This is a genomic window from Saccharothrix sp. DSM 118769 (assembly GCF_052936295.1).
Genome location: NZ_CP193627.1, coordinates 3,481,483 through 3,505,111 on the forward strand (window position 1 = coordinate 3,481,483; position 23,629 = coordinate 3,505,111).

16 protein-coding genes and 1 pseudogene are annotated in these 23,629 nt (G+C 75.6%); 8 read left to right on the top strand and 9 right to left on the bottom strand.

Features of this window, described 5'->3' with window-relative positions:
• Positions 1–57 precede the first annotated feature (57 nt).
• The 4 genes and pseudogenes from ACRAKJ_RS15470 to ACRAKJ_RS15485 all read left to right on the top strand — a co-directional run bounded on the left by ACRAKJ_RS15470 (position 58) and on the right by ACRAKJ_RS15485 (position 2,807).
• Positions 58–1,632: an ATP-binding cassette domain-containing protein gene (locus ACRAKJ_RS15470; protein WP_438920629.1), complete on the top strand. Its 1,575-nt coding sequence runs from the start codon at positions 58–60 to the stop codon at positions 1,630–1,632.
• Positions 1,633–1,739: 107 nt separating this feature from the next.
• Positions 1,740–1,961: pseudogene (locus ACRAKJ_RS15475) on the top strand (VOC family protein); the annotation flags it as partial.
• 177 nt (positions 1,962–2,138) lie between these two features.
• Positions 2,139–2,294 (top strand): hypothetical protein, encoded by a 156-nt coding sequence (locus tag ACRAKJ_RS15480; RefSeq protein ID WP_438920612.1) that lies wholly within the window; start codon positions 2,139–2,141, stop codon positions 2,292–2,294.
• A 138-nt stretch (positions 2,295–2,432) separates the two neighbouring features.
• The gene (locus ACRAKJ_RS15485) at positions 2,433–2,807 is read left to right on the top strand and encodes an anti-sigma factor antagonist (RefSeq protein ID WP_438920613.1); all 375 of its coding nucleotides are present in this window, start codon (positions 2,433–2,435) and stop codon (positions 2,805–2,807) included.
• Here ACRAKJ_RS15485 and ACRAKJ_RS15490 read toward each other — a convergent pair.
• Positions 2,768–4,384: an AMP-binding protein gene (locus ACRAKJ_RS15490; RefSeq protein ID WP_438920614.1), complete on the bottom strand. Its 1,617-nt coding sequence runs from the start codon at positions 4,382–4,384 to the stop codon at positions 2,768–2,770. The two genes, ACRAKJ_RS15485 and ACRAKJ_RS15490, sit on opposite strands and share 40 nt — an antisense overlap.
• A 63-nt stretch (positions 4,385–4,447) precedes the next feature.
• On the opposite strand from ACRAKJ_RS15490, the gene ACRAKJ_RS15495 reads away from it, so the two are divergent.
• Positions 4,448–5,956, top strand: a complete 1,509-nt coding sequence (locus ACRAKJ_RS15495; protein WP_438920615.1) for an aromatic amino acid lyase — start codon at positions 4,448–4,450, stop codon at positions 5,954–5,956.
• Here the strand turns inward: ACRAKJ_RS15495 and ACRAKJ_RS15500 are convergent.
• The 4 genes from ACRAKJ_RS15500 to ACRAKJ_RS15515 form a co-directional block, all read right to left on the bottom strand.
• Positions 5,937–7,262, bottom strand: coding sequence for an ATP-binding protein (locus ACRAKJ_RS15500; protein ID WP_438920616.1), 1,326 nt, complete (start codon positions 7,260–7,262; stop codon positions 5,937–5,939). The genes ACRAKJ_RS15495 and ACRAKJ_RS15500 overlap by 20 nt on opposite strands.
• Positions 7,259–7,906 (bottom strand): response regulator, encoded by a 648-nt coding sequence (locus ACRAKJ_RS15505; protein ID WP_438920630.1) that lies wholly within the window; start codon positions 7,904–7,906, stop codon positions 7,259–7,261. The genes ACRAKJ_RS15500 and ACRAKJ_RS15505 overlap by 4 nt, the downstream gene beginning before the upstream one ends.
• Positions 7,907–8,264: 358 nt before the next feature.
• Entirely contained in the window at positions 8,265–8,654 is a 390-nt protein-coding gene (locus ACRAKJ_RS15510; RefSeq protein ID WP_438920617.1) for a hypothetical protein, read from the bottom strand.
• Positions 8,655–8,704: 50 nt separating this feature from the next.
• Positions 8,705–9,313: a TetR family transcriptional regulator gene (locus ACRAKJ_RS15515; RefSeq protein WP_438920618.1), complete on the bottom strand. Its 609-nt coding sequence runs from the start codon at positions 9,311–9,313 to the stop codon at positions 8,705–8,707.
• Between the two features lie 93 nt (positions 9,314–9,406).
• On the opposite strand from ACRAKJ_RS15515, the gene ACRAKJ_RS15520 reads away from it, so the two are divergent.
• Positions 9,407–10,156, top strand: a complete 750-nt coding sequence (locus ACRAKJ_RS15520) for an SDR family oxidoreductase (protein WP_438920619.1) — start codon at positions 9,407–9,409, stop codon at positions 10,154–10,156.
• A 114-nt stretch (positions 10,157–10,270) separates the two neighbouring features.
• Here the strand turns inward: ACRAKJ_RS15520 and ACRAKJ_RS15525 are convergent, their stop codons facing one another.
• Positions 10,271–11,800 (bottom strand): AMP-binding protein, encoded by a 1,530-nt coding sequence (locus tag ACRAKJ_RS15525; protein ID WP_438920620.1) that lies wholly within the window; start codon positions 11,798–11,800, stop codon positions 10,271–10,273.
• A 90-nt stretch (positions 11,801–11,890) separates the two neighbouring features.
• On the opposite strand from ACRAKJ_RS15525, the gene ACRAKJ_RS15530 reads away from it, so the two are divergent.
• Positions 11,891–12,679 (top strand): carbon-nitrogen hydrolase family protein, encoded by a 789-nt coding sequence (locus ACRAKJ_RS15530; protein ID WP_438920621.1) that lies wholly within the window; start codon positions 11,891–11,893, stop codon positions 12,677–12,679.
• 33 nt (positions 12,680–12,712) lie between these two features.
• On the opposite strand, the gene ACRAKJ_RS15535 is transcribed toward ACRAKJ_RS15530, so the two are convergent.
• The 3 genes from ACRAKJ_RS15535 to ACRAKJ_RS15545 form a co-directional block, all read right to left on the bottom strand.
• A complete protein-coding gene (locus tag ACRAKJ_RS15535; RefSeq protein ID WP_438920622.1) occupies positions 12,713–14,377 on the bottom strand; it encodes an FAD-dependent oxidoreductase in 1,665 nt (554 codons plus the stop codon).
• A gap of 119 nt (positions 14,378–14,496) precedes the next feature.
• Positions 14,497–16,029 (bottom strand): MFS transporter, encoded by a 1,533-nt coding sequence (locus ACRAKJ_RS15540; RefSeq protein WP_438920623.1) that lies wholly within the window; start codon positions 16,027–16,029, stop codon positions 14,497–14,499.
• Entirely contained in the window at positions 16,026–16,964 is a 939-nt protein-coding gene (locus ACRAKJ_RS15545; protein ID WP_438920624.1) for an ACP S-malonyltransferase, read from the bottom strand. The genes ACRAKJ_RS15540 and ACRAKJ_RS15545 overlap by 4 nt, the downstream gene beginning before the upstream one ends.
• 237 nt (positions 16,965–17,201) lie before the next feature.
• On the opposite strand from ACRAKJ_RS15545, the gene ACRAKJ_RS15550 reads away from it, so the two are divergent.
• Entirely contained in the window at positions 17,202–23,609 is a 6,408-nt protein-coding gene (locus ACRAKJ_RS15550; RefSeq protein WP_447009001.1) for an SDR family NAD(P)-dependent oxidoreductase, read from the top strand.
• Positions 23,610–23,629 lie beyond the last annotated feature (20 nt).

Here is a 23,629-nt window from a genome sequence, read left to right on the forward strand (position 1 = left end):
GCCACTCGCCGGGCGGCGCCGCTGCGTGCTGCCCGGCTCCACCGAGAGCTGCGGAGCATTCGCTTGTCCACCTCACCACACCTGCGCGCCGACTCCGTGTCCGTCACCCTGGGCGGTCGGGCGCTGTTCACCGACGTCTCCGTCACCGTGTCCGCCCGGTCCCGCCTGGCGATCGTCGGCGAGAACGGGCGCGGCAAGACCACGTTGCTGCACGTCCTCGCCGGGCTGCGCGTCCCCGACCGCGGCTCCGTGCACCGCGCGGGCACGATCGGCCTCGCCCGGCAGGTCCTGCACGCCGGCCCCGGCGAGACGGTCGGCTCGCTGACCGACGAGGCCCTGCACGCCGCCCGCGCCGCCCTGCGCGCGCTCGACGCGGCCACCGACGACCTCGCCCGGGGCGCCCACGACGCCGACGAGCGGTACGGCCGCGCGCTGGACCGGGCCACCCGCCTGGACGCCTGGGACGCCGAGCGCCGCCTCGACGTGGCCCTGGCCGGGCTGAACGCGTGCGCCGACCGGGACCGCGAGCTGCGCACCCTGTCGGTCGGGCAGCGCTACCGCGTGCGCCTGGCCTGCCTGCTCGGCGCGGCGCACGACCTCCTGCTGCTCGACGAGCCCGGCAACCACCTCGACGCCGACGGCCTCGCCTTCCTCACCGACCGGCTGCGCGCCCACCGGGGCGGGGTGGCCCTCGTCAGCCACGACCGCGCGCTGCTGGGCGACGTGGCCCGCGAGTTCCTCGACCTGGACCCCAGCCAGGACGGCCGACCGCGCCGGTACGCGGGCGGTTACCCCGCCTGGCGGGAGGGCCGCCGCCGCGACCGCGCGCGGTGGGTGCAGGAGTACGAGGAGCAGCAGGCCGAGCAGCACGACCTGGCCGGCGCGCTGGACCGGGCCAGGTCCCGCCTCGACACCGGGTGGCGGCCGGACAAGGGCACCGGCAGGCACCAGCGGCAGTCCCGCGCGCCGGGCGTCGTGCAGGCGCTCAACCGGGCGCGGGAGGCGTTGGACGCGCACCGGGTCACCGTGCCCGAGCCGCCGCTGTCGCTGCGCTGGCCCGAGTCGGGCACCCGTCCCGGCGCGGGGCTGCTCCGGGCGGAGGGGGTGACGGTGCCCGGTCGCCTCGACCGGCCGGTCAGCCTCACCCTGGACGGCGGCGACCGGCTGCTCGTCACCGGCGGTAACGGCACCGGCAAGTCCACGCTGCTGGCCGTGCTCGCCGGGGTGCTGCCGCCCGGCGGCGGCGCGGTCCGGCACCTGCCGGGCGCACGGGTCGAACTGGTCGCCCAGGAGGTCCCGGACCGGCCCGGTGAGCTGACCGCCCACCAGCTGTTCGAGCGGCAGGGCGCGCCCGGCTCGCCGACCGCCTCCGGCCTGCTCGACGCGGAGGCCGCGCGCACCCCGGTGGCCAGGCTGTCGTCCGGGCAGCAGCGGCGGCTGGACCTGGCGCTGTGCCTGGCGACCCGCCCGGACCTGGTGATCTTCGACGAGCCGACCAACCACCTGTCGCCCGCCCTCGTCGACGAGCTGACCGGGGCGGTGGCCACCACCGCGGCGGCCGTGGTCGTGGCCACCCACGACCGGGCGCTGCTGGCGGAGTTCGCGCACTGGCCCCGGCTGGTGCTCGGCTGACCGCTCCCGCGCCGGCCGGGGAGGCCGCAGCGGCGCGGGTGCGAGGCTCCTCCTCACGCCCGGCGCAGCACCTCGGCGGCCCTCCCCGGCCGGCTCCCCACCACGATCACGTCGGGCGGGGCCGGGTGCGGTGGATCACGGTCGGCCCCGTCGGGCAGCCCGGCACGTCCGTCCTGCCGGCCACGCCGGACCTCGACGAGACGTTCGAGAAGGTGCGGGCCGGCGACGCCGAGGTCGTGCGGGAGCCGACCGAGCAGCCGTGCGGCGTCCGCGACTGCGCCTTCCGCGACCCTGCGGGCAACCTGGTCCGCATCCAGGAACTGCGCTGAGCCGCGCGGTGCCGGAGTCGTGCCCCGGTGCCGGTCACCGTGTGGCGTCAGGCACAATGGATCACCCGGCACCGGCGCGACCAGTGCTCCGGTGGGCGGGGTGACGCACCTCATCGTTTGCCACGAGCCGTTCCCGAGTACCAATTCGGGTGCGTGATGTTGTCACTTGGAGGACCTATGCACGAAGCACACACCGGTCAGGAAGTCGCCAACCCCCGCCGCACCAGGCTGGGTGCGGACTGGGTCGCGGGCTCCGGCGCCGCGGGCGACCGGGCGCGGCCGGTCCCCGGCCCCGAGTCCGGCGCGGTCGCGGGGGAACGCCCCGTCGGCTGAGCCGGCGCCGGTGAGCCGTTGGGGGCGAGGCCGGGACCGGGTGCATGGGATTCGCCCGTGCGGGGAAGACCACCCGGGTGGCGGGTCGTCCGGACCCGCCCGGCCGTCCCCGGCGCGGTTCGTGAGGGAGGCGATGTCGTGACCCACGGAGAACACCACCACGAACAGCTGCGGGTGTCCCGCGAGCGCCGCGACGACGCGGTCGTCGTGCACGTGTCCGGCGAGGTGGACAGCACCACCGTCGCCCTGCTCCGCGAGCACTCGACCGCGGCCCTCGCCGAGGCCGCGACCGCCGCCGTGCCCGTCGTGGTGGACCTGACCGACGTCGGTTTCTGCGCCTCGATCGGCATGGCGCTGCTGGTGGAGCACCACCAGCTCGGCGAGCGCCGGCACACCCCGCTGCGCGTGGTCGCCCCGGCGCGCAGCCCCCTGAGGGCCCTGCGCGCCGCGCGCCTGGACCATGTCCTCGACCTCTACCCGGACCTGCCCGCGGCCCTCGCCGCCGATTCCTGACCCGCCGATTCCTGACCCGCCGGCTCCCGACCCGCCGGGGGGTTCCCGGAGGACAGCAGCAGGCGCTTGTCCGGTTTGCCGCTCGGCGCCACCGGCGGCTCGGCGATCACGGTCAGCCGCGCCGGGGCGCACGCCGCGCCCAGGCGGGCGGTGACCAGGGCGCGCAGCGAGTCCAGGTCGGGCGTCCGGCCCGCCGTCGGCACGACGAACGCGTGCACCGCCTCGCCGGTGCCCTCGTCGGGCACGGCGACCACGTACGCCTCGGCCACGTCCGGGTGCTCGGCGACGACCCGTTCGATCGGGCCCGCGTAGTGCAGGTTCGCGTTGACGATCACCACGTCCCGGGTCCGGCCGGTCAGGTGCAGCCGGCCCCGCGCGTCCAGCCGGCCGAGGTCGCGGGTGCGGACCCAGCCGTCCACGAAGACCTCGGCCGACTGCTCCGGGTCCGCCCAGTAGGCGCCGGCCTGCGCGGGGGCGCGCACGAACAGCTCGCCGTCCACCCCCGCCGGGAGGACCGAGCCGTCCGGGGCGCGCACCTCGACCTCCACCGCGGGCGTGCCCACCGAACCCGGTTCGTCGTCCGGGGTGGCCATCGCGATCGTGCCGGTCTCGCTCTGGCCGTAGCCGTGGAACACGACCGGGCCCAGCACGTCCAGCGCCTCGCGGTGGCGGTCGGGGGTCAGCGGTGACCCGGACACCATCAGGGCGCGCACCGTCGACAGGTCGGCCGGGGCGCGGCGCTGGGCCGCCACCAGCCCGGTCAGGCGCGGCACGGTGATCACGCTCGACGAGGCGCGGTGGCGGGTGATCGCGTCGGGCAGCACGGGTCGGTCGGCGACGACGACCGTGCCGCCGGCGGTGACGGTCAGCACCGCGTACTCGAACATCACCTGGCTCGACAGCGTCCCGAACACCAGGTGGCGGTCCAGCCGGGACGCCAGCTCGCGGATCGCGGGCGGCCACGCCGCCGGGCGCGCGGTCCACGCGGCCGTCATCGCGGCGTAGGTCTGCGCGCACGCCTTGGGCGTCCCCGTGCTGCCGCTGGTGTGGATCAGCCGGGCCACGTCCGCCGGCCGGCCGCCGAGCCGCAGCGGGCCGTCGTCGGCGCGGGCCGCGCACAGCTCGTCGACGGTGAGCGTGCGCGGCGCGTACCTCGCACCCGAGTCGGTGACCGCGGCGGCGATGTCCAGGCCGAGCAGGTGGCGCACCTGCTCGTCGGTCAGGCCCGGCCGCACGCCCACCACCCTGGCGCCCACCGCGTGGGCGGCGAGGATCACCGCGAACGCCTCCGGGGTGACACCGAGCAGGAGGGCGACGCCGTCACCCGGGCCCACGTCCCGCGCCCGCAGCCCGGCCGCGACCCGCGCGACGAGGTCGAGCAGCTCCCCGCCGGTGACCGCGCGGTCGCCGTGCTCGAACACCGGCCGGTCCGCGCCGGCGGCCAGGGCGTCGAGCACCGCGCGCGGGAACGGCCCGGCGTCCCGGTGTCCCCCCGGGCCCTCCGCGTCGTCCGCCACCGCGGACCGCTGCCGCGACCCGGTCGGTCCCGCTCCGGTGATCAGCTGGTCGTGCGCCATGTGCCGGGAAGCTACCCACGCGATCTCAGAACACGCTGAGATCGACTGCCTACGGTCGGTGGCGTGACGACGACCACCACCGGCACCGCGACCGGCACCCCCGTGGACCTCGGCGCGCCGCTGAGCGCCGACGACCTCCGCCGCGCGGCGGCACCGCTCCCGGTGCTCGTCGGCCCGGGCGTGCGGGCGCGGCTCGACCGGGGCCGCGAGTTCCTGCGCACGGTGCTGGCCGACGACGAGCGGCCCGTCTACGGCGCCAAGACCGGGTTCGGCGCGCTCATCGGGTTCGCCGGCCGCGCCGACGAGGCCGACCAGTGCGACAACACCCTGGCGCACCTCGGCGCGGGGCAGGGGCCGGACCTCCCGGCCGGCACCGCCCGCGCCGCGCTGCTGGTGCGGGCGTGGTCGCTCGCCCAGGGCGTGTCCGGGGTGTCCGCGCACGTCGTCGACGGCCTCGCCGCGATGTTCGCGACCACGTTCACCCCGGCGATCCCGAGGTACGGGTCGGTCGGCGCGAGCGGCGACCTCATCCCGCTCGCCTACGCCACCCAGGCCCTGCGCGGCCGGGGCCACGCCTACGTCGACGGCGAGCGGCTGCCCGCGGACGAGGCCCTGCGCCGCACCGGCCTCACACCGCTCACCCTCGACGGCCGCGACGCGCTGGCGCTGGTCAACGGCACCTCCGTCACCACCGCGGCCACCGCCCTCGCGCTCGCCGACGTCCGGGCCGCGCACCTCGCGCTCCAGGACCTCACCTGCCTGCTGGTGGACGTCCTGGGCGCCGACCCGGCGTTCCTCGAACCGCGCCTGGTCGCCGCGTACGGCCACCCCGGTGCGGTCACCGCCGCCGACCGGATGCGCGCCACCCTCGCCGGCACCACGCCGACGGGCAACCGCGCGCTCCAGGAGCCCTACAGCATCCGCTGCTCCCCGCAGCTGCTCGGCGCGGCGGAGGACGCGCTGCGCTACGTCGACGGCGTCGTCGCCGCCGACCTGGCCGGGGTCAGCGACAACCCGCTGTTCTTCCCGGAAGACGACCTCGTCGCGCACGGCGGCAACTTCTTCGGCCAGCCGGCCGCGTTCGCCGCCGACGTGCTGGCCATGGTCACCGCGTCGCTGGGCAACCTCGCGGAGCGCCAGCTCGACCTGCTCGTCGACCCGGTCCGCAACACCGGCCTGCCGCCGATGCTGGCCGCGGGACCGGGGCAGCAGCACGGGTTGCAGGGCGTGCAGCTCGCCACCACCGCCTTCGTCGCCGAGATCCGCCGCGCCGCCGTGCCCGCGAGCACCCAGAGCCTGCCCACCAACCTGCACAACCAGGACGTGGTGCCGTTCGGCACCCAGGCCGCGCTGCGCGCCCAGGACCTCGCCGAGCTGCTCCGGCTGCTGTGCGGCTCGCTCGCGCTCGGCCTGCGGCAGGCCGTGCACGTGGGCGGCAGGCGGCCCACCGCGCCCGCCTGCGCCGCGCTGTTCGACACCCTCGCCGACGCGATCCCGCCCGTCGACCCCGACCGGCCGCTGGACGCCGACGTCCGCCTCGCCGCCGACCTGGTCACCGGTTCCCGGCGTTGACCCCCGGCGCGGCGCCCGGGGTGGGCGCGGTGTCGGGCCCGGTGCCGATCGAGGTGTCGGTCGGGGTGTCGCGCGCGGCCGGCAGGCGCAGCGTGAAGCGGGCGCCCCGGCCGGGGTCGCCGGACGCCTCGACCGTGCCGCCGTGGCCGGTGACCACCTCGCGGAGCAGCGCGAGGCCCAGCCCGGAGCGCCGCTCCGTCCCGCCCGTCCCGCCCGGCCCGCGGTGGAACCGGTCGAAGATCCGGTCGGCCTCCACCGGGTCGAACCCCTCGCCGGTGTCCGCCACGGTCAGCTCCACGCACCCGCCGCGGCCCCGCCCGAGGCGCACGTCGATCCGCCCGCCCGCCGGGGTGTGGCGCACCGCGTTCGCCAGCAGCTCGGCGACCGCGCGCCGCAGCGCGGTCTCGACACCGGTCACGACCAGCGGCCCGGCGGGGCGTTCGACGGCCAGCGCGATCCGCCGTTCGCCCGCCCGGTCGCCCTCCGCCGCCACCGCGGACTCCGCCAGCGCGGCCAGGTCGACCGCCCGCCCGCCGGGGCCGGCGGACTGCTCGCTCAGCAGCGCCGACAGCAGCAGGTCGTCCACCACGTCCCCGAGCCCGCGGATCGAGCCGACGAGCTTGTCCAGGCCGTCGCGGTGGTCGTCGGGCAGGTCCGCCGCCGCGGCCCGGCGCGCGAGCAGCTGCGCCCGCGTGTACGCCCGCGCGATCGGGGTCCGCAGCTCGTGGCTCGCGTCGGTGACGAACCGCCGCTGCCTGGTCAGCGCCTCCGCCAGGGGCGCGACCGCGCGCCTGCCCACCAGCAGCCCCGTGAGGGCCGCCGCGAGCAGGCCGCCCAGCTCCGCGACCGCCAGCGCCAGCAGCAGGTGCCGCCGGTCGGCGACCTGGTAGCGGGTGTCGAACACCGCCTGCACCGCGCCGCCCCCGCGGCCCGGCTGGGTGAGCACCAGGTACTCGGTGCCGTTGCGCTCGACGGCGCGCTCCACCACGCCGCCCGACGCCAGCACCGCGTCGAGGTCGTCGCGCAGCGGGAAGCCCGGCGGCACGGGCGGCAGGCCGGTCTCGACCGCGCCGCCGTCCGAGGTGAACAGCCACGTGCAGCCCGGCGGGGCCTGCGGTGTCGTGTGCTCGGCGCTGTACCGCAGCTCGCGCCGCACCTGCGCGTCCTGGGCGTGCGCCACGACGGCGTAGGCGATGCCGCCGACGCACGCGACCAGCACCGTGATCGCCAGCGCCACCAGCACGCTGACCCGCAGGCGCGCCCGCAGGACGACCGCGCGTTCGGCCTCGTCCCACGACCGGCTCACAACACCCCCAAGCGGTAGCCGAGCCCTTTCACCGTGTGCACCGCCGAACGGCCGACCTTGGCCCGCAGGTAGTGCACGTACGTGTCCACAATGGAGGGGGAGGGGGCGTCCCGGAAGACGGTCCGCCGAAGCGCCGCCCGCGTGTGCACGGTGTCCGGGCGCGCCGCGAGCACCCGCAGCAGCGCGAACTCCCGCGCCGTCAGCGGCACCCGGTCGCCGTCGGCCAGCACCACCTCCCGCTCCACGAGGTCGAGGCGCGCGGCGCCGATCCGCAGCGAGTCGTTCGGCTCCAGCCCCCGCCGGCACAGCGCCCGCAGCCGCGCGCTCAGCTCGTCCAGGTCGAACGGCTTCACCAGGTAGTCGTCGGCGCCCGCGTCGAGCCCGTCGATCCGGTCGTGCACGGTGCCCAGCGCGCTGAGCACCAGCGCGCGGGCCCGCACGGACCTCGACCGCAGCCGCACCAGGAGGTCGAGCCCGTCGAGGGCGGGCAGGCCGCGGTCGATGACCACCACGTCGTAGGGGCGGGTGAGCCCGAGGTGCAGCCCGCGGTGCCCGTCCGCGGCCACGTCCACGGCGTATCCCTCGCCCCGCAGCGAGTCGGAGAGCAGCTCCAGCAGTTCGCGGTCGTCCTCGACCAGGAGCAGGCGGAAGCGGTGGGCGGACCTGGGGTCGGGGACGCCGTGCACGCCCACCAGCGTCCCACTTCCGGGCGGTTCGTCAACGTGAGGACGATCTTACGGCGCGTGGTCGGGTGCGTTCGGGCAACGAACGCCCCCGACCACGCGGGAGGTCACCCCACCCGGGTGGAGGGGGCCGGCCGGTTCCGGTTGCCGCCGTGCTGGACGGTAGGCCGAACGCGTTGCCGTTGCCGTCGGGGCGGGCGGTCATGACCAGGCCGCTGGAGCCCCGGCTCGCGGATGCCCCGGGGCGGTGATGCCGGTGCAGCGGGTCACGGCCAGGCACGCCTGCGTCACCCGGCGGAAGTCGTCCGCCCGGGCGGGGTCAGCCGCCCAGGGCCGCCCGCACCTTCTCGATCACGGCGGTCTCCACCTCGGCCACCTGGCCGTCGGCCTCGGCCACCTCGTGGCAGATCGCCTCCACGGCCCGCGGGAACGAGGCGGCGTCGGCGGGGGACTTCGCGGCGAGGACCTCCGCCGACGTGCGCAGCGCCGCCAGGACCCGCCCCTCCAGCTCCGCCTCGGCGATCGTCGAGAGGTCCACGCGGGAGGCGTGCAGGACGGTGCGCAGCTCCGGCGAGAGGTTCTTCAGGGCGCGCAGGCCCGCGTAGCGCTCCTCGATCACCGGGCCGGGGTCGGCGTGGGACACCAGGATCATCACGCCGAACACGGCCTCCCGCAGGGCCCGGCTCTCGGCGTCCGTGTAGTGGATCATGTGGTCAGCCTAGGTGTCGGTGGTCGGGGTGCCGCTCCCGGGACGGGCGCTCAGGCGGGCGGCCAGTTGCGGAGGGCGGCGTCCGCGACCCGGTGGAGTTCGTCGCGGGTGGCGCCCGTGGCCGCCTGGACCGCGATGCCGTTCGCCAGGGTCATGAGGTAGCGGGCGAGGGTGTCCGGGTCGGTGCCGGCGGGCAGGTCGCCCTCGTCGACGGCGCGTCGGAAGCGGTCGCGGAGGTGGGCGCGGTTGTCGTCGCGCCACGCGGCGAGCGCGTCGGCGGCGCTCTGCCCGAGGTGCCCGGCGGCCAGGAAGCCCTGGACGCCGAGGCACCCGGCCGGGCAGCCGTCCCGGGTGGAGGACTCGACCGAGCCCGCGAGGTAGGCGGCGGCCACCTCCCGGGCGGTGGGCTCCCGCAGCGCGCGGGCGCTGTAGGAGCCGGGGCCTTCGGCGTAGCGCTCCAGGGCCTTCCGGAAGAGGTCCTCCTTGTTGCCGAAGGCCGCGTACATGCTGGTCTTGGTGATGCCCATGGCGCGGGTCAGGTCGGTGAGGCTGACGCCGTCGTAGCCGTGCTCCCAGAAGACGACCATGGCCCGGTGCAGGGCCTCGTCGGTGTCGAACCCGCGCGGCCTGCCCACCGGTGCCCTGCTCGTGGCGTCCACGCCCGCCATCATACCCCTTCTGTACCGATCGGAACTGAAGTGCTACGGTCGTGTTCTGTTCCGATCGGAACAAAAATACGAAGAGGTCGCATCATGGGAACGCTCGAAGGCAAGACGGCCGTCATCACGGGTGGCGGGACGCGGGGGATCGGCCGCGCGACCGCCGCACGGCTCGTGGCCGAGGGGGCGCACGTGTTCATCACCGGCCGGCGGGAAGCCGAGCTGGCGGAGGCGGTCGACTCCATCGGCCACGGGGTCACCGCGGTGCCGGGCGACATCACGGACCCGGCCGACCTGGACCGGCTCTACGACGCGGTGCGCGAGCGGGGTCGGGGGCTGGACGTGCTGTTCGCCAACGCGGCCACCGCCTCGTTCGCGACGCTGGAGCAGACCACCGACGAGGACTTCGACCGCATCTTCGAGGTCAACGTGAAGGGGACGTTCCTGACCGTGCGGAAGGCGTTGCCGTTCCTCAACGACGGCGCCTCGGTGATCCTGAACGCCTCCACGGCCGCCGACCGCGGCACACCGGCGTTCGGCGCGTACGCGGCGTCCAAGGCCGCCGTCCGGTCCTTCGCGCGGACGTGGGCCAAGGAGCTCACCGGCCGGGGTGTCCGCGTCAACGCGGTCTCGCCCGGACCGATCGACACCTCCGGCATCACCGAACTCGTCGGCGAGGAGAACTCGGCCGCCTTCAAGGCGAACCTCGGCGACGAGGTCGTCGTCGGCCGGATCGGTCGCCCGGAGGAGGTCGCCGCCGCGGTGGCCTTCCTCGCGTCCGCGGACAGCAGCTACGTGGTGGGCGCCAACCTGTACGTCGACGGCGGCGCGAACCAGGTCTGAACCAGGTCTGAACCAGGTCCGGCGCCGCCGCGCGCCCCGGTGACGCGGTCCGCCCGGCACCGCCGCGCCGGGCGGACCGACCGGGTCTTCACCCGCCCGGGTGAAGACCCGGTCTCACGCGGTGCGGGCGGCGAGGGTCTCCAGCTGCTTGCGGTCGGGCTTGCCGTTGCGGTTGAGCGGGAAGCGGTCCAGCACCACGACCCGGTTGGGCTGCTGGTAGGGCGGCAGCACCGCGCAGACCCGCTCGCGCCAGTGCTCCTGGTCCTGCTGCCGCTCGTCCTCGACGAAGAACACCAGCGTCGAGCCCCGGCGGTCGTCGGGCAGCGCCACGATCTTCGTCACGCACCCGTGCCCGGCCAGCTCGTGCTCGATGACCTCGGGGTGCAGGGTGTGGCCGTTGCGGTGCACGGCCGTCTTGCGGCCCGCGATGAACAGGTTGCCCAGCGCGTCGAGGTAGCCGAAGTCGTTGGTGCGGTACCAGCCGCGCTCCACCGGCTCGACCAGCCCGTCCGGGCCGAGGTAGCCCTCCATCAGGTCCGGGTCGAGCACCTCGATCTCGCCCAGCTCGCCCGCGGCCAGCTCGGTGCCCTCGTCGTCGGTGATGCGGATCTTGAGGCCGTCGACGGTCTGGCCCGCGCCGACCGGGTTGTCGTTCGTGGCGAACGCGACGTTGCCCATCTCGGTGCTGCCGTAGCTGTCCAGCAGCGGCAGGCCGAACGTGGTCTCCGCGGCCTGCACGAGACCCGGGTCCAGCGGCGCGGCCCCGCTGCACAGCATCCGCGCCTTGCGCAGGTCGCCCGCCGCCTCGGGGCGCCGGGACACGATGTTGAGGATGCTGCGGTACGTGGAGGGGGTGGCGTCCACGACGGTCGCGCCGCTGACCCCGGCGATGCGCAGCGCGCGGTCCAGCCGCCGGTACGGGGCGACCACCAGCGAGCAGCCGACCAGGTACGAGATCAGCACCATGGACAGGCCGTACTGGTGGTTGAACGGCAGCAGCGGCAGCAGGACGTCCGAGGGCTCGTGCCCGACCAGGGCGGCGTTGCGCCGCAGGTTCTCCAGGAACCGGCCGCCGTTCTTCACCACGCCCTTGGGCACGCCGGTCGACCCCGAGGACCACATGACGAGGCCGTCGGGCAGTTCGGTCCACGCGGTGAAGTCCAGCCCGTGGTCGCGCGGCACCAGGCCGGCCGCCGCGGTGCTGATCGAGTAGAGGGGCACGACCCGCTCGTCGTCGCGCTCGACGGGCGCGTCGTCGTCGACGACCGCGAACCGGACGCGGGCCTGGTCGCACACCTGCCGGGTCTGGGCCGCCTTCTCCTGGTGGTCCACCAGGACGACGGAGGCGCCCACGTGCATCAGCGCGTACAGCGTCGACACCCAGGTGACCGAGTTGTCGGCCTTGAGCAGCACGCGGTCGCCGAGGCCGACGCCGAGGTCGCGCAACGCCTCCGCCGTCCGGAGCGCGTGCTGCTCGAACTCCGCCGAGGTCATCACCGAATCGGCGCCGAACATTTTCGCGGACATCAGTGCCGCACTCCTTCCCGTCGGACGGGCTGTGCGCCGGTCGAACGACGTCCGGCCATTCGTGGCGCACTCCCAGGTTATGGGCGGGAACGGCGACCGACGTCGGATCAGTTCCACGCGCCGGCCACCTCCGGGTAATTCCCGTCCGAATGGCCGCGTTCGGCTGATAACGTCCGGTCCGTCGCGCCGCGCGGAAAGGGATTCGTCATGAGGATCGCCTGTTGGCAGGCACCCACGCGCCCGGAGCGGGCCGCGACCGCCGTCCTGGCGGAGCTGCGCGAGCGGGCGGAGCGCGCGGCGGCGGCCGGGGCGCGCCTGCTCGTCACGCCGGAGATGTCGCTGTCCGGCTACCACCTGGGCAGGCGGGCGCTGCGGCGGCTCGCCGAACCCGCGGACGGGCCGCTGTGCGCCGGGGTCTCGGCGATCGCGGCCGAGGTCGGCATCGCCATCGCGCACGGGTGGCCGGAGGCCGAGGGCGGGCACGTCTACAACGCGGTGCGGCTGGTCGGCGCGGACGGCGCGGAGCTGGCCCGCTACCGCAAGACCCACCTGTTCGGGGACATCGACCGGTCGGTGTTCACCGCGGGGGACACCGGGGTCGTGCAGGCCGAGCTGGACGGGGTCACCGTCGGCCTGGTCATCTGCTACGACGTGGAGTTCCCCGAGCTGGTGCGGGCGCACGCGGTGCGCGGCACCCGGCTGCTGCTGGTGCCCACCGCGCTGATGGCGCCCTGGCACTTCGTCGCCGAGGTGCTGGTGCCCGCCCGCGCCTTCGAGAGCCAGCTGTTCATCGCCTACACCAACTGGACCGGCCGGGAGCGCGAGCTGGAGTACTGCGGGCGGACCAGGCTGGTCGGCCCGGACGGGGCGGTCGTCGCCGCGCTGGACGACGGTGCCGGCGAGGGCCTGCTCGTGGCCGACGTGGACCTGCCGCTCGTCGACCGCGCCCGCGCGGAGACGACCTACCTGGCCGACCTGCGCCCCGAGCTGTACTGAGCGGGGCGCGGGCCGGCCGCGGCGGGACCGGGGCTACAGGCGGATCGGGGCCAGCTCGTCGAACAGGTCGCCCGGACCGGGGTTGTCCGGGTGGGTGGCGCCGCCGAGGTGGTCGACCACGCCCCACACGGCGTTCAGCGCCGTGCCGACCGCGTTCTCCGCGAAGCCCGCCAGCCACGACACGTCGTCGCCCGCCATGAAGAAGCCGCGGTGCTCCTCGGCCAGCCCGCCCTGCATGAAGTGGGTGAACAGCTCGCGCTGGTAGCGGTACTGGCCGGGCAGGCACGCCTTGAACGCGCCCATGAAGTGCGGCTCGGTCTCCCAGGTCACGGCCACCGGCGGCGCGATGACGTGGGAGCGGATGTCCACGTCCGGGTAGATCTGGCCCAGCGACGCCAGCACGACCTCCAGCCGCTCCTCCGCGCTGAGCGTGGCGACCTTCAGCGAGTCGTCGTTCCAGGTGTAGGACAGGCACATCACGCCGGGCCGGTCGGGGCCGTCGTCGAACAGGTAGACCCCGCGCGGCATCCGGTCGGTCAGCGTCATGCCCATGACCTCGCGGCCGGTCTCCGGGTCGAGGTCGTGCCAGAACGGGCGGTCGGTGAGGACGAACAGCTTCGACGAGCCCATGTAGTGCGTGCGCTCCACCGCGATCCACAGCTCCGGCGGCAGCAGCTCGGTGTCGCACTTGATGCGGGAGAGCAGGTTCCAGCTCTGCGCGGTGAACACCGCGACCGGGAACTCGCGCACGTCGCCCGCCGCGTCCTCGACCCGGTAGCCGCCGTCGGTGCGGCCGATCCGGGTCGCGCCGGGCAGCGGCCGACCGCCGTGCAGCGAGGCCAGCGACGTGCCGGCGGGCCAGTGCGCGGCGCCCTCGGGCGCGTGCTCCCACAACCCCTCGGGGACCTGCTGGCTGCCGCCGACGATGAGGTACTGCTCGTCGCCCGCCTCGGTGTAGATGACCCGCAGGATGTCGAGCACCGAGTTGGTGAAGTCGGTGTCCCACCCGCCGCAGCCGAAGCCGACCTGGCCGAACACCTCGCGCTGCTCGAAGGAGGTGAACGCGGCGGTGGCGGCCAGGAAGCCGTAGAACGACTGGTTGTCCATCTCGCGCACCATGCGGTTCCACAGCGCCTTGACGGTGGTGATGTCCCGGCGCGCGATGGCGCCGGCCATGACCGGCAGGTCCGCCTTCTCGTGCAGCGCCTTGGCCCACGCGTCGGAGACCTGGCGCAGCGACAGGGGCAGGTCCTCGGCGGTGCGCGCCCAGTGGGTCTCGCCGCGCAGGTTGACCACGGTGCGCGGGGTCGCCGGGGACAGCGGGTTGGGGAACGGCCTGGCCCGCAGGCCGAGCTTGTCGACGTAGTGGAACAGCGTGCCGGAGGGGGAGAAGCGCATCGCGCCCAGCTCGGCCCTCGGTTCGGGGTGGCCCTCGAACCCGACGGTCCGCATCCGGCCGCCGAGCCGGTCGGCCTCGTACACGACCGGTCGCAGACCGAGCTTCATCAGCTCGTAGGCGGTCACGACCCCCGCGATGCCGGCGCCGATGACGGCCACCTCGGTGCCGTGCCGGTGCGCCGGGACCGAGCCCAGCCCGGCCGGGTGGTTCAGCCAGTCGTCGTAGGCGAAGGGGAAGTCGGGGCACAGCACCGTGATCGGCTTCGGGTGCCCGTCCTCGTATTCCTCGTTGGAGCCCATATCGTGTTACCTCGGTGATCTCGTCGTACCTCGGCAGGGGCGCTGAGCGGAATTGTTGAGAATGAACGCGACAAGCGCAGGACGAAGCTCGGGAGCTGTTCCCGAAAAGGCGCGGGAATTCAGACGCCCGCGGCGTCGTCCTCGTGCACGGGGTCCTCGATGACCTTGGGCACGGTGCGCAGCGAGACCAGGGCGACCAGGGCCAGGACGACCATCACCGCAGCGCTGAAGACCATGCTGACCCGGATGCCGCCGACGAACGCCGCCGCGGCGGCGTCGCGCACCGCCTGGGCGACCGGTTCGGGCAGCCCGGCCGCCGCCGCGGCCGTGGCGTTGAACGACTCGCTGACCTGCGAGGCCAGCGGTTCGGGCACGCCGGGCGGCAGCACGAACTCCGCCCGGTACACCCCGGCGATCATGCTGCCCATCACGGCGATGCCCAGCGACCCGCCCAGCTCGTACGCGGTCGCGGACACCGCGGCGGCGGCACCGGCCCGGTTGCGCGGCACGGTGCCCAGGATGGTGTCGCCGGTGACGGTCAGGGTCAGCCCGGCACCCGCGCCGAAGGCCACCTGCGCGACCAGCACCAGCACGTAGGACGAACCCGGCTCGACGAACGCGAACACCGCGAACCCGGCCGCGGCGAACCCCAGCCCGAGCGCGACCGACCGCGCCCGCCCGACGCGGTTGATCAGCTTCGTGGCCAGCACGCCCGCCGACATCGCGGCCACCGCGCCGGGCACGAAGGCCAGCCCGGACCGCAGCGGCGTCCACTCGCGCACCAGCTGGAAGTACTGGCTGATGATCAGCGCGAACGCGGACATGGTGAACACCGAGATCAGGTTCGACCCGACCGAGGCGCTGAACCCCCGGTTGGCGAACAGGCCCAGGTCGATCAGCGGCACCTCCAGCCGCCGCTGCCGCCGCCCGAACAGCCCGAGCGCGCCGACGCCCAGCAGCAGCCCGCCCAGCACGTCCACCGAGCCGAGGCCCAGGTAGAAGGCGCTCTTGATGGCGTAGACCACCGCGATCACGCCGACCACCGAGAGCAGGACGCTGAGCAGGTCCAGCCGCAGCCGCACCGACGTCCGCGACTCCGGCACGTGCCGCGCGGCGAGCAGCACCAGCGCGGTGACCGGGAGGTTGGCCAGGAACACCGACCCCCACCAGAAGTGGTCCAGCAGCACCCCGCCGACGATCGGCCCCACCGCGAACCCGGCCGCCGCGACGCCCGCGCTGGCCCCGACCGCGGCCGTGCGCGCCCGCGGCGTGGTGAACACCGCGCGCAGCAACGACGTCGTGGACGGCAGCACCGCCGCCCCCGCCACGCCGAGCAGCGCCCGCGCGGCGATCAGCAGCTCGGTGGTCGGCGCGTACGCGGCCAGCAGCGAGCCCACCGCGAACGCGGACATGCCCCACACCAGCACGCGCCGCCGCCCGAACCGGTCACCCAGGTTGCCCATGGTGACCAGCAGCCCGCCCATGGTGAAGCCGTAGATGTCCGCGATCCACAGCAGCTCCTCGGGCGAGGCGGACAGCTGCCCGGTCAGCGCCGGCACGGCCAGGTGCAGCACGGTCATGTCGACCGAGATCATCAGCTGCGCCAGGCACGCCGCGAACAGCGTGGCGGTGCGCGCCGGTACGGCGGTCACGCGGCGACCGCCGCGGTGCGTCGCGGCCGGAGCACGGGTTTGAGCGCCCCCTTCACGTCGGCGCGCAGCAGCGTGAAACCCCGGGCCAGGGAGGGCAGCCGGTGCAGCAGGTGGTCGGGGCCGGACACGAGGACGCGGCCCACGCCGAGCCCGCCCAGCCGGTCCACCAGCGCGGGCAGCCGCACGGCGTTGACCGTCGACTCCAGCAGCACGGAGGCGACGCCCGCGCCGGTGCGGACCAGCTCGCCGTCCTGGGCGGAGACCAGCGGCAGCACCGGGTCCCGGAAGTCGACCCCGGCGAAGACCTCCTCGGCCATCCGGTCCCGCAGCGCGCCCAGCAGCCGGGAGTGCGCGGCCGGGCGCATGGTCGTCAGCGCGTAGCCGCCCGCCGCGCGGACCCGGCCGGTGAACCCGGCGAGGTCGTCCTCCGCCAGGGTGACCAGGTGCACCTCGGTGTCGAAGCGGCCCGACACGTCGTGCTCGATGCCCTGCAACGCCGCCTCCAGCGCGTCCGGCGGCGTGCGCACCACGATCTGGGTGACCAGGTCCCGGTGGTGGGCGGTGAAGTAGTCCTGCTCGACGCGGGCCGCGGCGGCGACCAGCCGGACCAGCTCGCCCAGCGGCAGCGCGCCGCAGCGGACCACCGCCGCGCGCTCGCCGAAGCTGGACCCGCCGCAGACCACCGGCCGCAGCCCGTGCTCGGCCTCCGCGCGCTCGGCCAGCGCCAGCGACGCCAGCACGAAGGCGACCTGCGTGTGCTCGCCGTACTCGTCGCCCGCCTCGTGCAGCCCGTCCAGCAGCGGCGACCCGAGCGCGTCGTCGGCGGCGGCCAGCAGCGGCCGGGCGTACGGGTCGATGACCAGGAACCGCCCCAGTTCCCCGGCACGGGACGGACCCATGCCCGGGAACAGAACGGCGTCTGCGGTGTTGTCCACTGTGCACACCCTGCTTCCGGGTTCCTCTCGGGACGGCACCACGGACGCTAACCGCCCCGCGCCGCCCGGCACGTGCGTCTTCTCCACCCGCCGCCCACCGGGCGAGAAGTCGTCCTCCCGGCGTTCCGGCCGGGTTACCCGGGGGTGGAACTGTTCCGCACCGACCCGGCCGCGCCGCCGGCTAGCGTGACGACGAGTTGCCTGCCCACGGACGTCTGAGGTGTGCGGAGTGCGCGGATGAGCGAGGCGGATTACCTGCGGCGGCTCGACGGCCTGCCGCCGTCCGAGCAGCACCGGACGCTGCTGGGCGCGGTGCGCCGGGCCACCGCGGCGGTGCTGGACGACCCGGCCGTCCCGGTGGCGCCCGGTCAGAACTTCACCGAGCTGGGCTTCGACTCCCTGCTGGCGGTGCGGCTGCACGCGCTGCTGGTCGCGGAGACCGGCCTGGAGCTGCCGGTGACGCTGGTCTACGACCACCCGACGCCGGACGCGCTGGCGTCGTTCCTGCGCGCCGAGCTGCTCGGCCTGCACGACGCGCCGCCGCCCGAGCGGGTGGGTTCGGCGACCGACGACCCGGTGGTCGTGGTCGGCGTCGGCTGCCGCTTCCCCGGCGGCATCGACTCGCCCGAACGGCTGTGGGAGGTCGTGGACGGCGGCCTGGACGTCATCTCCGGCTTCCCGGGCGACCGCGGCTGGGACGTCGACGGCATCTACGACCCCCGGCCCGGCACGCCCGGCAAGACCTACGTGCGCGAGGGCGGGTTCCTGCACGACGCGGCCTGGTTCGACGCCGGGTTCTTCGGCATCAGCCCGCGCGAGGCGCTCACCATGGACCCGCAGCAGCGGCTGGTGCTGGAGACCTCGTGGGAGGCGCTGGAGCGCGCGGGCATCGACCCGACCGGCCTGCGCGGCAGCACGACCGGCGTGTTCCTCGGCGCCGAGCCCCAGGAGTACGGCCCGAAGCTCGCCGACGCGCCGGAGGGCCTGGACGGCCACCTGCTGACCGGCACCGCGCCGAGCGTGATCTCCGGCCGCGTCGCCTACGCCCTCGGCCTCCAGGGCCCGGTGTTCACCGTGGACACCGCCTGCTCGGGTTCCCTGGTCGCCCTGCACCTCGCGGCCCGCGCGCTGCGCTCCGGTGACTGCTCGCTGGCGCTGGCCGGCGGGGTCGCGGTGCTGGGCACGCCGGGCGCGTTCGTCGCGTTCTCCAGCCAGCGCGGCCTGGCCCCGGACGGGCGCTGCAAGGCGTTCTCCGACGACGCCGACGGCACCGCCTGGGCCGAGGGCGCGGGCGTGTTCGTGCTGGAGCGGCTGTCCGACGCGCGGCGCAACGGGCACCCGGTGCTGGCCGTCCTCAGGGGTTCGGCGATCAACTCCGACGGCGCGTCCAACGGCCTGACCGCGCCGAACGGCCCGTCGCAGCAGCGGGTCATCCGCGCCGCGCTGGCCGACGCCGGCCTGCGGCCGTCCGATGTGGACGCCGTCGAGGCGCACGGCACCGGCACCCGGCTGGGTGACCCGATCGAGGCGCAGGCGATCCTGGCCGCCTACGGCCGCGACCGCGCCGAACCGCTCAGGCTGGGCTCGATCAAGTCCAACATCGGGCACGCCCAGGCCGCCGCGGGCGCGGCCGGCGTGATCAAGGTGATCATGGCGATGCGGCACGACCGCCTGCCGCGCACCCTGCACGTCGGGCAGCCCGCCACCGCGGTCGACTGGTCCGCCGGCGCGGTCGAGCTGCTCACCGAACCCGTGCCCTGGCCGCGCCGGGACGCGCCCCGCCGCGCCGGGGTGTCGTCGTTCGGCATCAGCGGCACCAACGCCCACGTCATCGTGGAGGAACCCGAGCCGGTTGAGGCCGACGCCCCCGGGCCGGTCCCCGTCCCGCCGCTCATCCCGTTCGCCTTCTCCGCCGCCGACGAGCCCGCGCTGCTCGCGCAGGCCGAGCGGCTGCACGACTTCCTCGACACCGACCCCGACCCGGCCGACCTGGCGTTCACCCTGGCCGGGCACCGCGCCGCCCTCCCGGAGCGCGCGGTCGCCCTGGCCGCCGACCGCGCCGGGCTCGCGACGGCGCTGGCCGACTTCCGCGTCGTGCGCGGCACCGCCTCGGCGGCGCCGGTGGCGTTCCTGTTCACCGGCCAGGGCGCCCAGCGCCTCGGCATGGGCGTCGAGCTGTACGACGCGTTCGACGCCTACGCGGACGCCTTCGACGAGGTCTGCGCGCACGTGGACCTCCAACTGGCGACCCCGCTGCGGGACGTGGTGCTCGGCGACGACGCCGCCCTGCTCGACCGCACCGAGTACGCCCAGCCCGCGCTGTTCGCCGTCGAGGTCGCGCTGTACCGGCTGCTGGAGCACTGGGGCCTGCGCCCCGACTACCTCTGCGGCCACTCCATCGGCGAGTTCGCCGCCGCGCACGTCGCCGGCGTGCTCGACCTGGCCGACGCGGCGATGCTGGTCACCGCGCGCGGCCGGCTGATGCAGGCGCTGCCGCCCGGCGGCGCGATGGTGTCCCTGCGCACCTCCGAGGAGCACGCCCGCTCGCTGGTCGCCGGGTACGACGACCTCGGCGTCGCCGCCGTCAACGGCCCGGACGCCGTGGTGCTCTCCGGCGCGGCGACGAGCCTCGACCGCGTCCTGGCGGACTTCACCGGCAAGGCCAAGCGGCTCACCGTCAGCCACGCGTTCCACTCGCCGCTGATGCGCGGCGCGCTGGCCGAGTTCGGCCGCATCGCACGGCTCGCGGACCACCACCCGGCCCGTCTGCCGATCGTCTCCACGGTCACCGGCCGGATCGGCGGCCACGACGACCCGGACTACTGGGTCCGGCACGTCGAGGCCACCGTCCGGTTCGCCGACGCCGCGCGCACCCTGGCCGACGCGGGCGTGGGCACCTACCTCGAACTCGGCCCGGACGCCGTGCTGTCGGCCCTGGTCGGGGACGCGCCCGCCGGGGACGGGACGGGCGCGGTCGCCAGGCCCCTGCTGCGCCGCGACCGCCCCGAGGTGCCCGAACTGCTCACCGCGGTCGCCACCGCCCACGTGCGCGGCGCGGACGTCGACCTCACCGCGCTGGTCCCCGGCGGCCGGCGCGTCGACCTGCCCACCTACCCGTTCCGGCGCGAGCACCACTGGCTCGCCGCGCGCCCGGCGGCGGACGCGGTCGGCCTCGGCCTCCGCGGCGCCGGGCACCCGCTGCTCGGCGCGGTGGTCGCGGTCGCCGGCGGGGACACCGTCTTCACCGCGAGCCTGTCCACCGCCGACCAGCCGTGGCTGGCCGGGCACACCGTGCTCGGCGACGTCCTGCTGCCCGGCACCGCGTTCCTCGAACTGGCCCTGCACGCGGGCGGCGAGACCGGCGCGCCGTGCGTCGAGGAGCTGACCCTGGGCGCGCCGCTGGTGCTGTCCGGGCCGGTGGAGCTGCAGGTCGTGGTCGGCGCGCCGGACGAAGACGACCGCCGCCCGGTGTCCGTCCACTCCCGCCCGCGCGGCGACGACGGCCCGTGGACCCGGCACGCGACCGGCACCCTGGCCCGCGAGGTCACCGCCGACGCCGCCCCGGTCACCTGGCCGCCCACCGGGCGGGCCCACCCGCTGGAGGGCTTCTACGACGACCTGGTCGCCGGCGGCTTCGACTACACCGGCTCGTTCCGGGGCCTGCGGGCCGCCTGGGTGGACGGCGACGACGTGTACGCCGAGGTCGCCCTGCCCGAGGGGGAGGCCGACGGCTTCGGCATCCACCCGGCCCTGCTCGACGCCGCCCTGCACGCGATGTTCCTGCGCGAGACCGACGAGTCGCGCGGCGGCCTGCCGTTCTCCTGGAACGGCGTCCGGCTCTCCGCCACCGGGGCGACCAGCCTGCGGCTGCGCGTGTCGTTCCGCTCCGGCGACACCGTGTCGCTGCTCGCGGTGGACCCGACCGGCGCGCCGGTGGTCGTGGTGGACGCGCTGGTCGTGCGCCCGCCCGAGGCCGTCCGGCCCGCCACCGCGCTGCCGCCCGGCCTGCTCGCGGTCCGCTGGACCCCGGCGGCGACCCGGGACGAGCCGCTGCCCCCGCACACCGTGCTGGAGGTCGCCCCGGCGGGCGACGTCCTCGCGGCCACCCACGAGGTGACCGCCCGCGTGCTGCGCGCGCTCCAGGACCGCGACGAGTCGACCACGCTGGTGGTGCGCACCCGCGGTGCCGTGGTCGCCGGGGACGGCGACCCGGTCGACCCGGCCGCGGCCGCGGTGTGGGGCCTGGTCCGCTCGGCGCAGTCCGAGCACCCCGACCGCTTCGTCCTGGTCGACGGGGACGCCGACGCGGTCCCGGTGGCGCTGGCGACCGGTGAGCCGCAGGTGGCCGTGCGCGACGGCGTCCCGCTGGTGCCGCGCGCCGCCCACCCGGCCGACCGGGTGCTGCCGCCGCCGCCGGGGAACTGGCGGCTGGACAAGACCGGCGGCGACACGGTGGACGACCTCGCCCTCGTCCCGGTGGCGCACGAGCCGCTGGGGCCGAACGGGGTGCGGGTGTCGGTGCGGGCGGCGGGCCTGAACTTCCGCGACGTGCTCAACGCGCTCGGCATGTACCCCGGTGAGGCGGGGCCGCTTGGCTGCGAGGTGGCCGGCGTCGTCACGGAGGTCGGTGACGCGGTCGTGGACCTCGTGCCCGGCGACGAGGTCATGGGGGTCGCGCACGGCGCGATCGGCCCCGAGGCGGTGGCCGATCGGCCGATGATCACCCGCAAGCCCGGGGGCTGGTCGTTCGAGCAGGCGGCGACGGTGCCGCTGGTGTTCCTGACGGCGTACTACGCCCTGTGCGACCTGGGCGGGCTGAAGGCGGGCGAGTCGATCCTGATCCACTCCGCCGCCGGCGGTGTGGGCATGGCGGCGACGCAGTTGGCCCGGCACCTGGGTGCGGAGGTCTACGGCACGGCGAGTGAGGGCAAGCGGCACGTGTTGCGTGCGGCGGGGTTGGACGACGGGCACATCGCGTCGTCGCGGACCCTGGAGTTCGCGGACCGGTTCGCGGGGATCGACGTGGTGCTCAACGCGTTGGCGGGCGAGTTCGTGGACGCCTCGCTGCGCACGATGGCCCCGGGTGGTCGGTTCCTGGAGATGGGCAAGACCGACGTCCGCGAGGACGTGCCGGGTGTCGCCTATCAGGCGTTCGACCTGATCGAGGCGGGGCCGCGGCGCACCGCCGAGATGTGGGAGGCACTGGTTGGATTGTTCAACAATGGAGCATTGGAACCATTGCCGGTGCGGGCGTGGGACGTGCGCGAGGCGCGGGAGGCGTTCCGGTTCGTCAGCCAGGCCCGGCACATCGGCAAGGTCGCGCTGACCGTCCCCGCGCCGCTCGACCCGGACAAGACCGTCCTGGTGACCGGCGGCACGGGCGGCCTGGGCGCGTTGGTCGCCCGGCACCTGATCGTGAACCACGGGGTGCGCAAGCTGCTGCTGACCAGCCGCCGCGGTCTCGACGCGCCCGGCGCGGACGAGCTGCGGCGGGAACTGGTCGAGCTGGGCGCCCAGGTCGAGGTGGCGGCGTGCGACGTGTCCGACCGCGCCGCCGTGGCCGCCCTGCTCGACGGGGTGGCCCTGACCGGGGTGGTGCACGCCGCCGGCGTGCTGGACGACGGCGTGCTGGACTCCCTCACCCCGGAGCGGCTGGCCGGCGTGCTGCGCCCGAAGGCCGACGCCGCCTGGCACCTGCACGAGCTGACCGAGGGGCACGACCTGGCGCTGTTCGTGCTGTACTCGTCGGTCTCCGGCGTCGTCGGCGGGGCGGGCCAGGGTTCCTACGCCGCCGCGAACGCCTTCCTCGACGCGCTCGCCGAGCACCGCCGCGCCCGCGGCCTGCCCGGCCAGTCGCTCGCCTGGGGCCTGTGGCGCGAGGGCATGGGCAGCGGGCTGGCCGAGGCCGACGTCGACCGGATGAGCCGGGAGGGGCTGCCGCCGCTGACCGCCGCGGACGGCCTCGCCCTGTTCGACGCCGCCCTCGCCTGCGGCCTGCCCACCGTGCTGCCCGTCGAGCTGGACCGGGTCGCGCTGCGCGAGCACGCCCGCACCGCGCCCCTCCCGGCCGTGCTGCGGTCCCTCGTGGCGGCACCCGCGCGCCGCGCGGCGCGCGGCGAGGCGGCCGAGGTCGGGCTGACCGAGCGGCTCGCCCCGCTGCCCGACCACGAGCGCACCGAACTGGTGCGGGACCTGGTGCGGCACCACGCCGCCGCCGCCCTCGGGCACGGCGGCGACACCGCGATCGACGCGGGCCGGGCGTTCAAGGACCTCGGCTTCGACTCGCTGACCTCCGTCGAGCTGCGCAACCGGGTCAACGCCGCCACCGGGCTGCGCCTGTCCTCGACCGCGGTGTTCGACCACCCGACGGTGGCCGCGCTGGCCGAGCACGTGCTGACCGAGCTCGCGCCGCCGGTGGTCAGCCCGGCCGACGCCGTGCTGGCCGAGCTGGACCGGCTGGAACGCGGCCTGGCCGCGGTGAACGGCGGCGACGACGGCGGGCGGGCGGCGGTCGCCGGCCGGCTGCGCGCGCTGCTCGACCAGGTGACCGCGGTGGACGCGGTGGAGGCGGCGGCCGACCGGCTGGAAGCCGCCACCGCGGACGAACTCGTCGACTTCCTCGCCACCGAGCTCGGCATCTCCTGACCCGGGCGACGCCCGGCCTC

What these genes read in the sequence shown, in the direction of transcription:
- ACRAKJ_RS15480 (WP_438920612.1), top strand. Translation starts at nt 2,139, where the DNA reads ATGCACGAAGCACACACCGGTCAGGAAGTCGCCAACCCCCGCCGCACC.
- ACRAKJ_RS15490 (WP_438920614.1), bottom strand. Translation starts at nt 4,384, where the DNA reads ATGGCGCACGACCAGCTGATCACCGGAGCGGGACCGACCGGGTCGCGG.
- ACRAKJ_RS15510 (WP_438920617.1), bottom strand. Translation starts at nt 8,654, where the DNA reads ATGATCCACTACACGGACGCCGAGAGCCGGGCCCTGCGGGAGGCCGTG.
- ACRAKJ_RS15520 (WP_438920619.1), top strand. Translation starts at nt 9,407, where the DNA reads ATGGGAACGCTCGAAGGCAAGACGGCCGTCATCACGGGTGGCGGGACG.
- ACRAKJ_RS15530 (WP_438920621.1), top strand. Translation starts at nt 11,891, where the DNA reads ATGAGGATCGCCTGTTGGCAGGCACCCACGCGCCCGGAGCGGGCCGCG.
- ACRAKJ_RS15535 (WP_438920622.1), bottom strand. Translation starts at nt 14,377, where the DNA reads ATGGGCTCCAACGAGGAATACGAGGACGGGCACCCGAAGCCGATCACG.
- ACRAKJ_RS15550 (WP_447009001.1), top strand. Translation starts at nt 17,202, where the DNA reads ATGAGCGAGGCGGATTACCTGCGGCGGCTCGACGGCCTGCCGCCGTCC.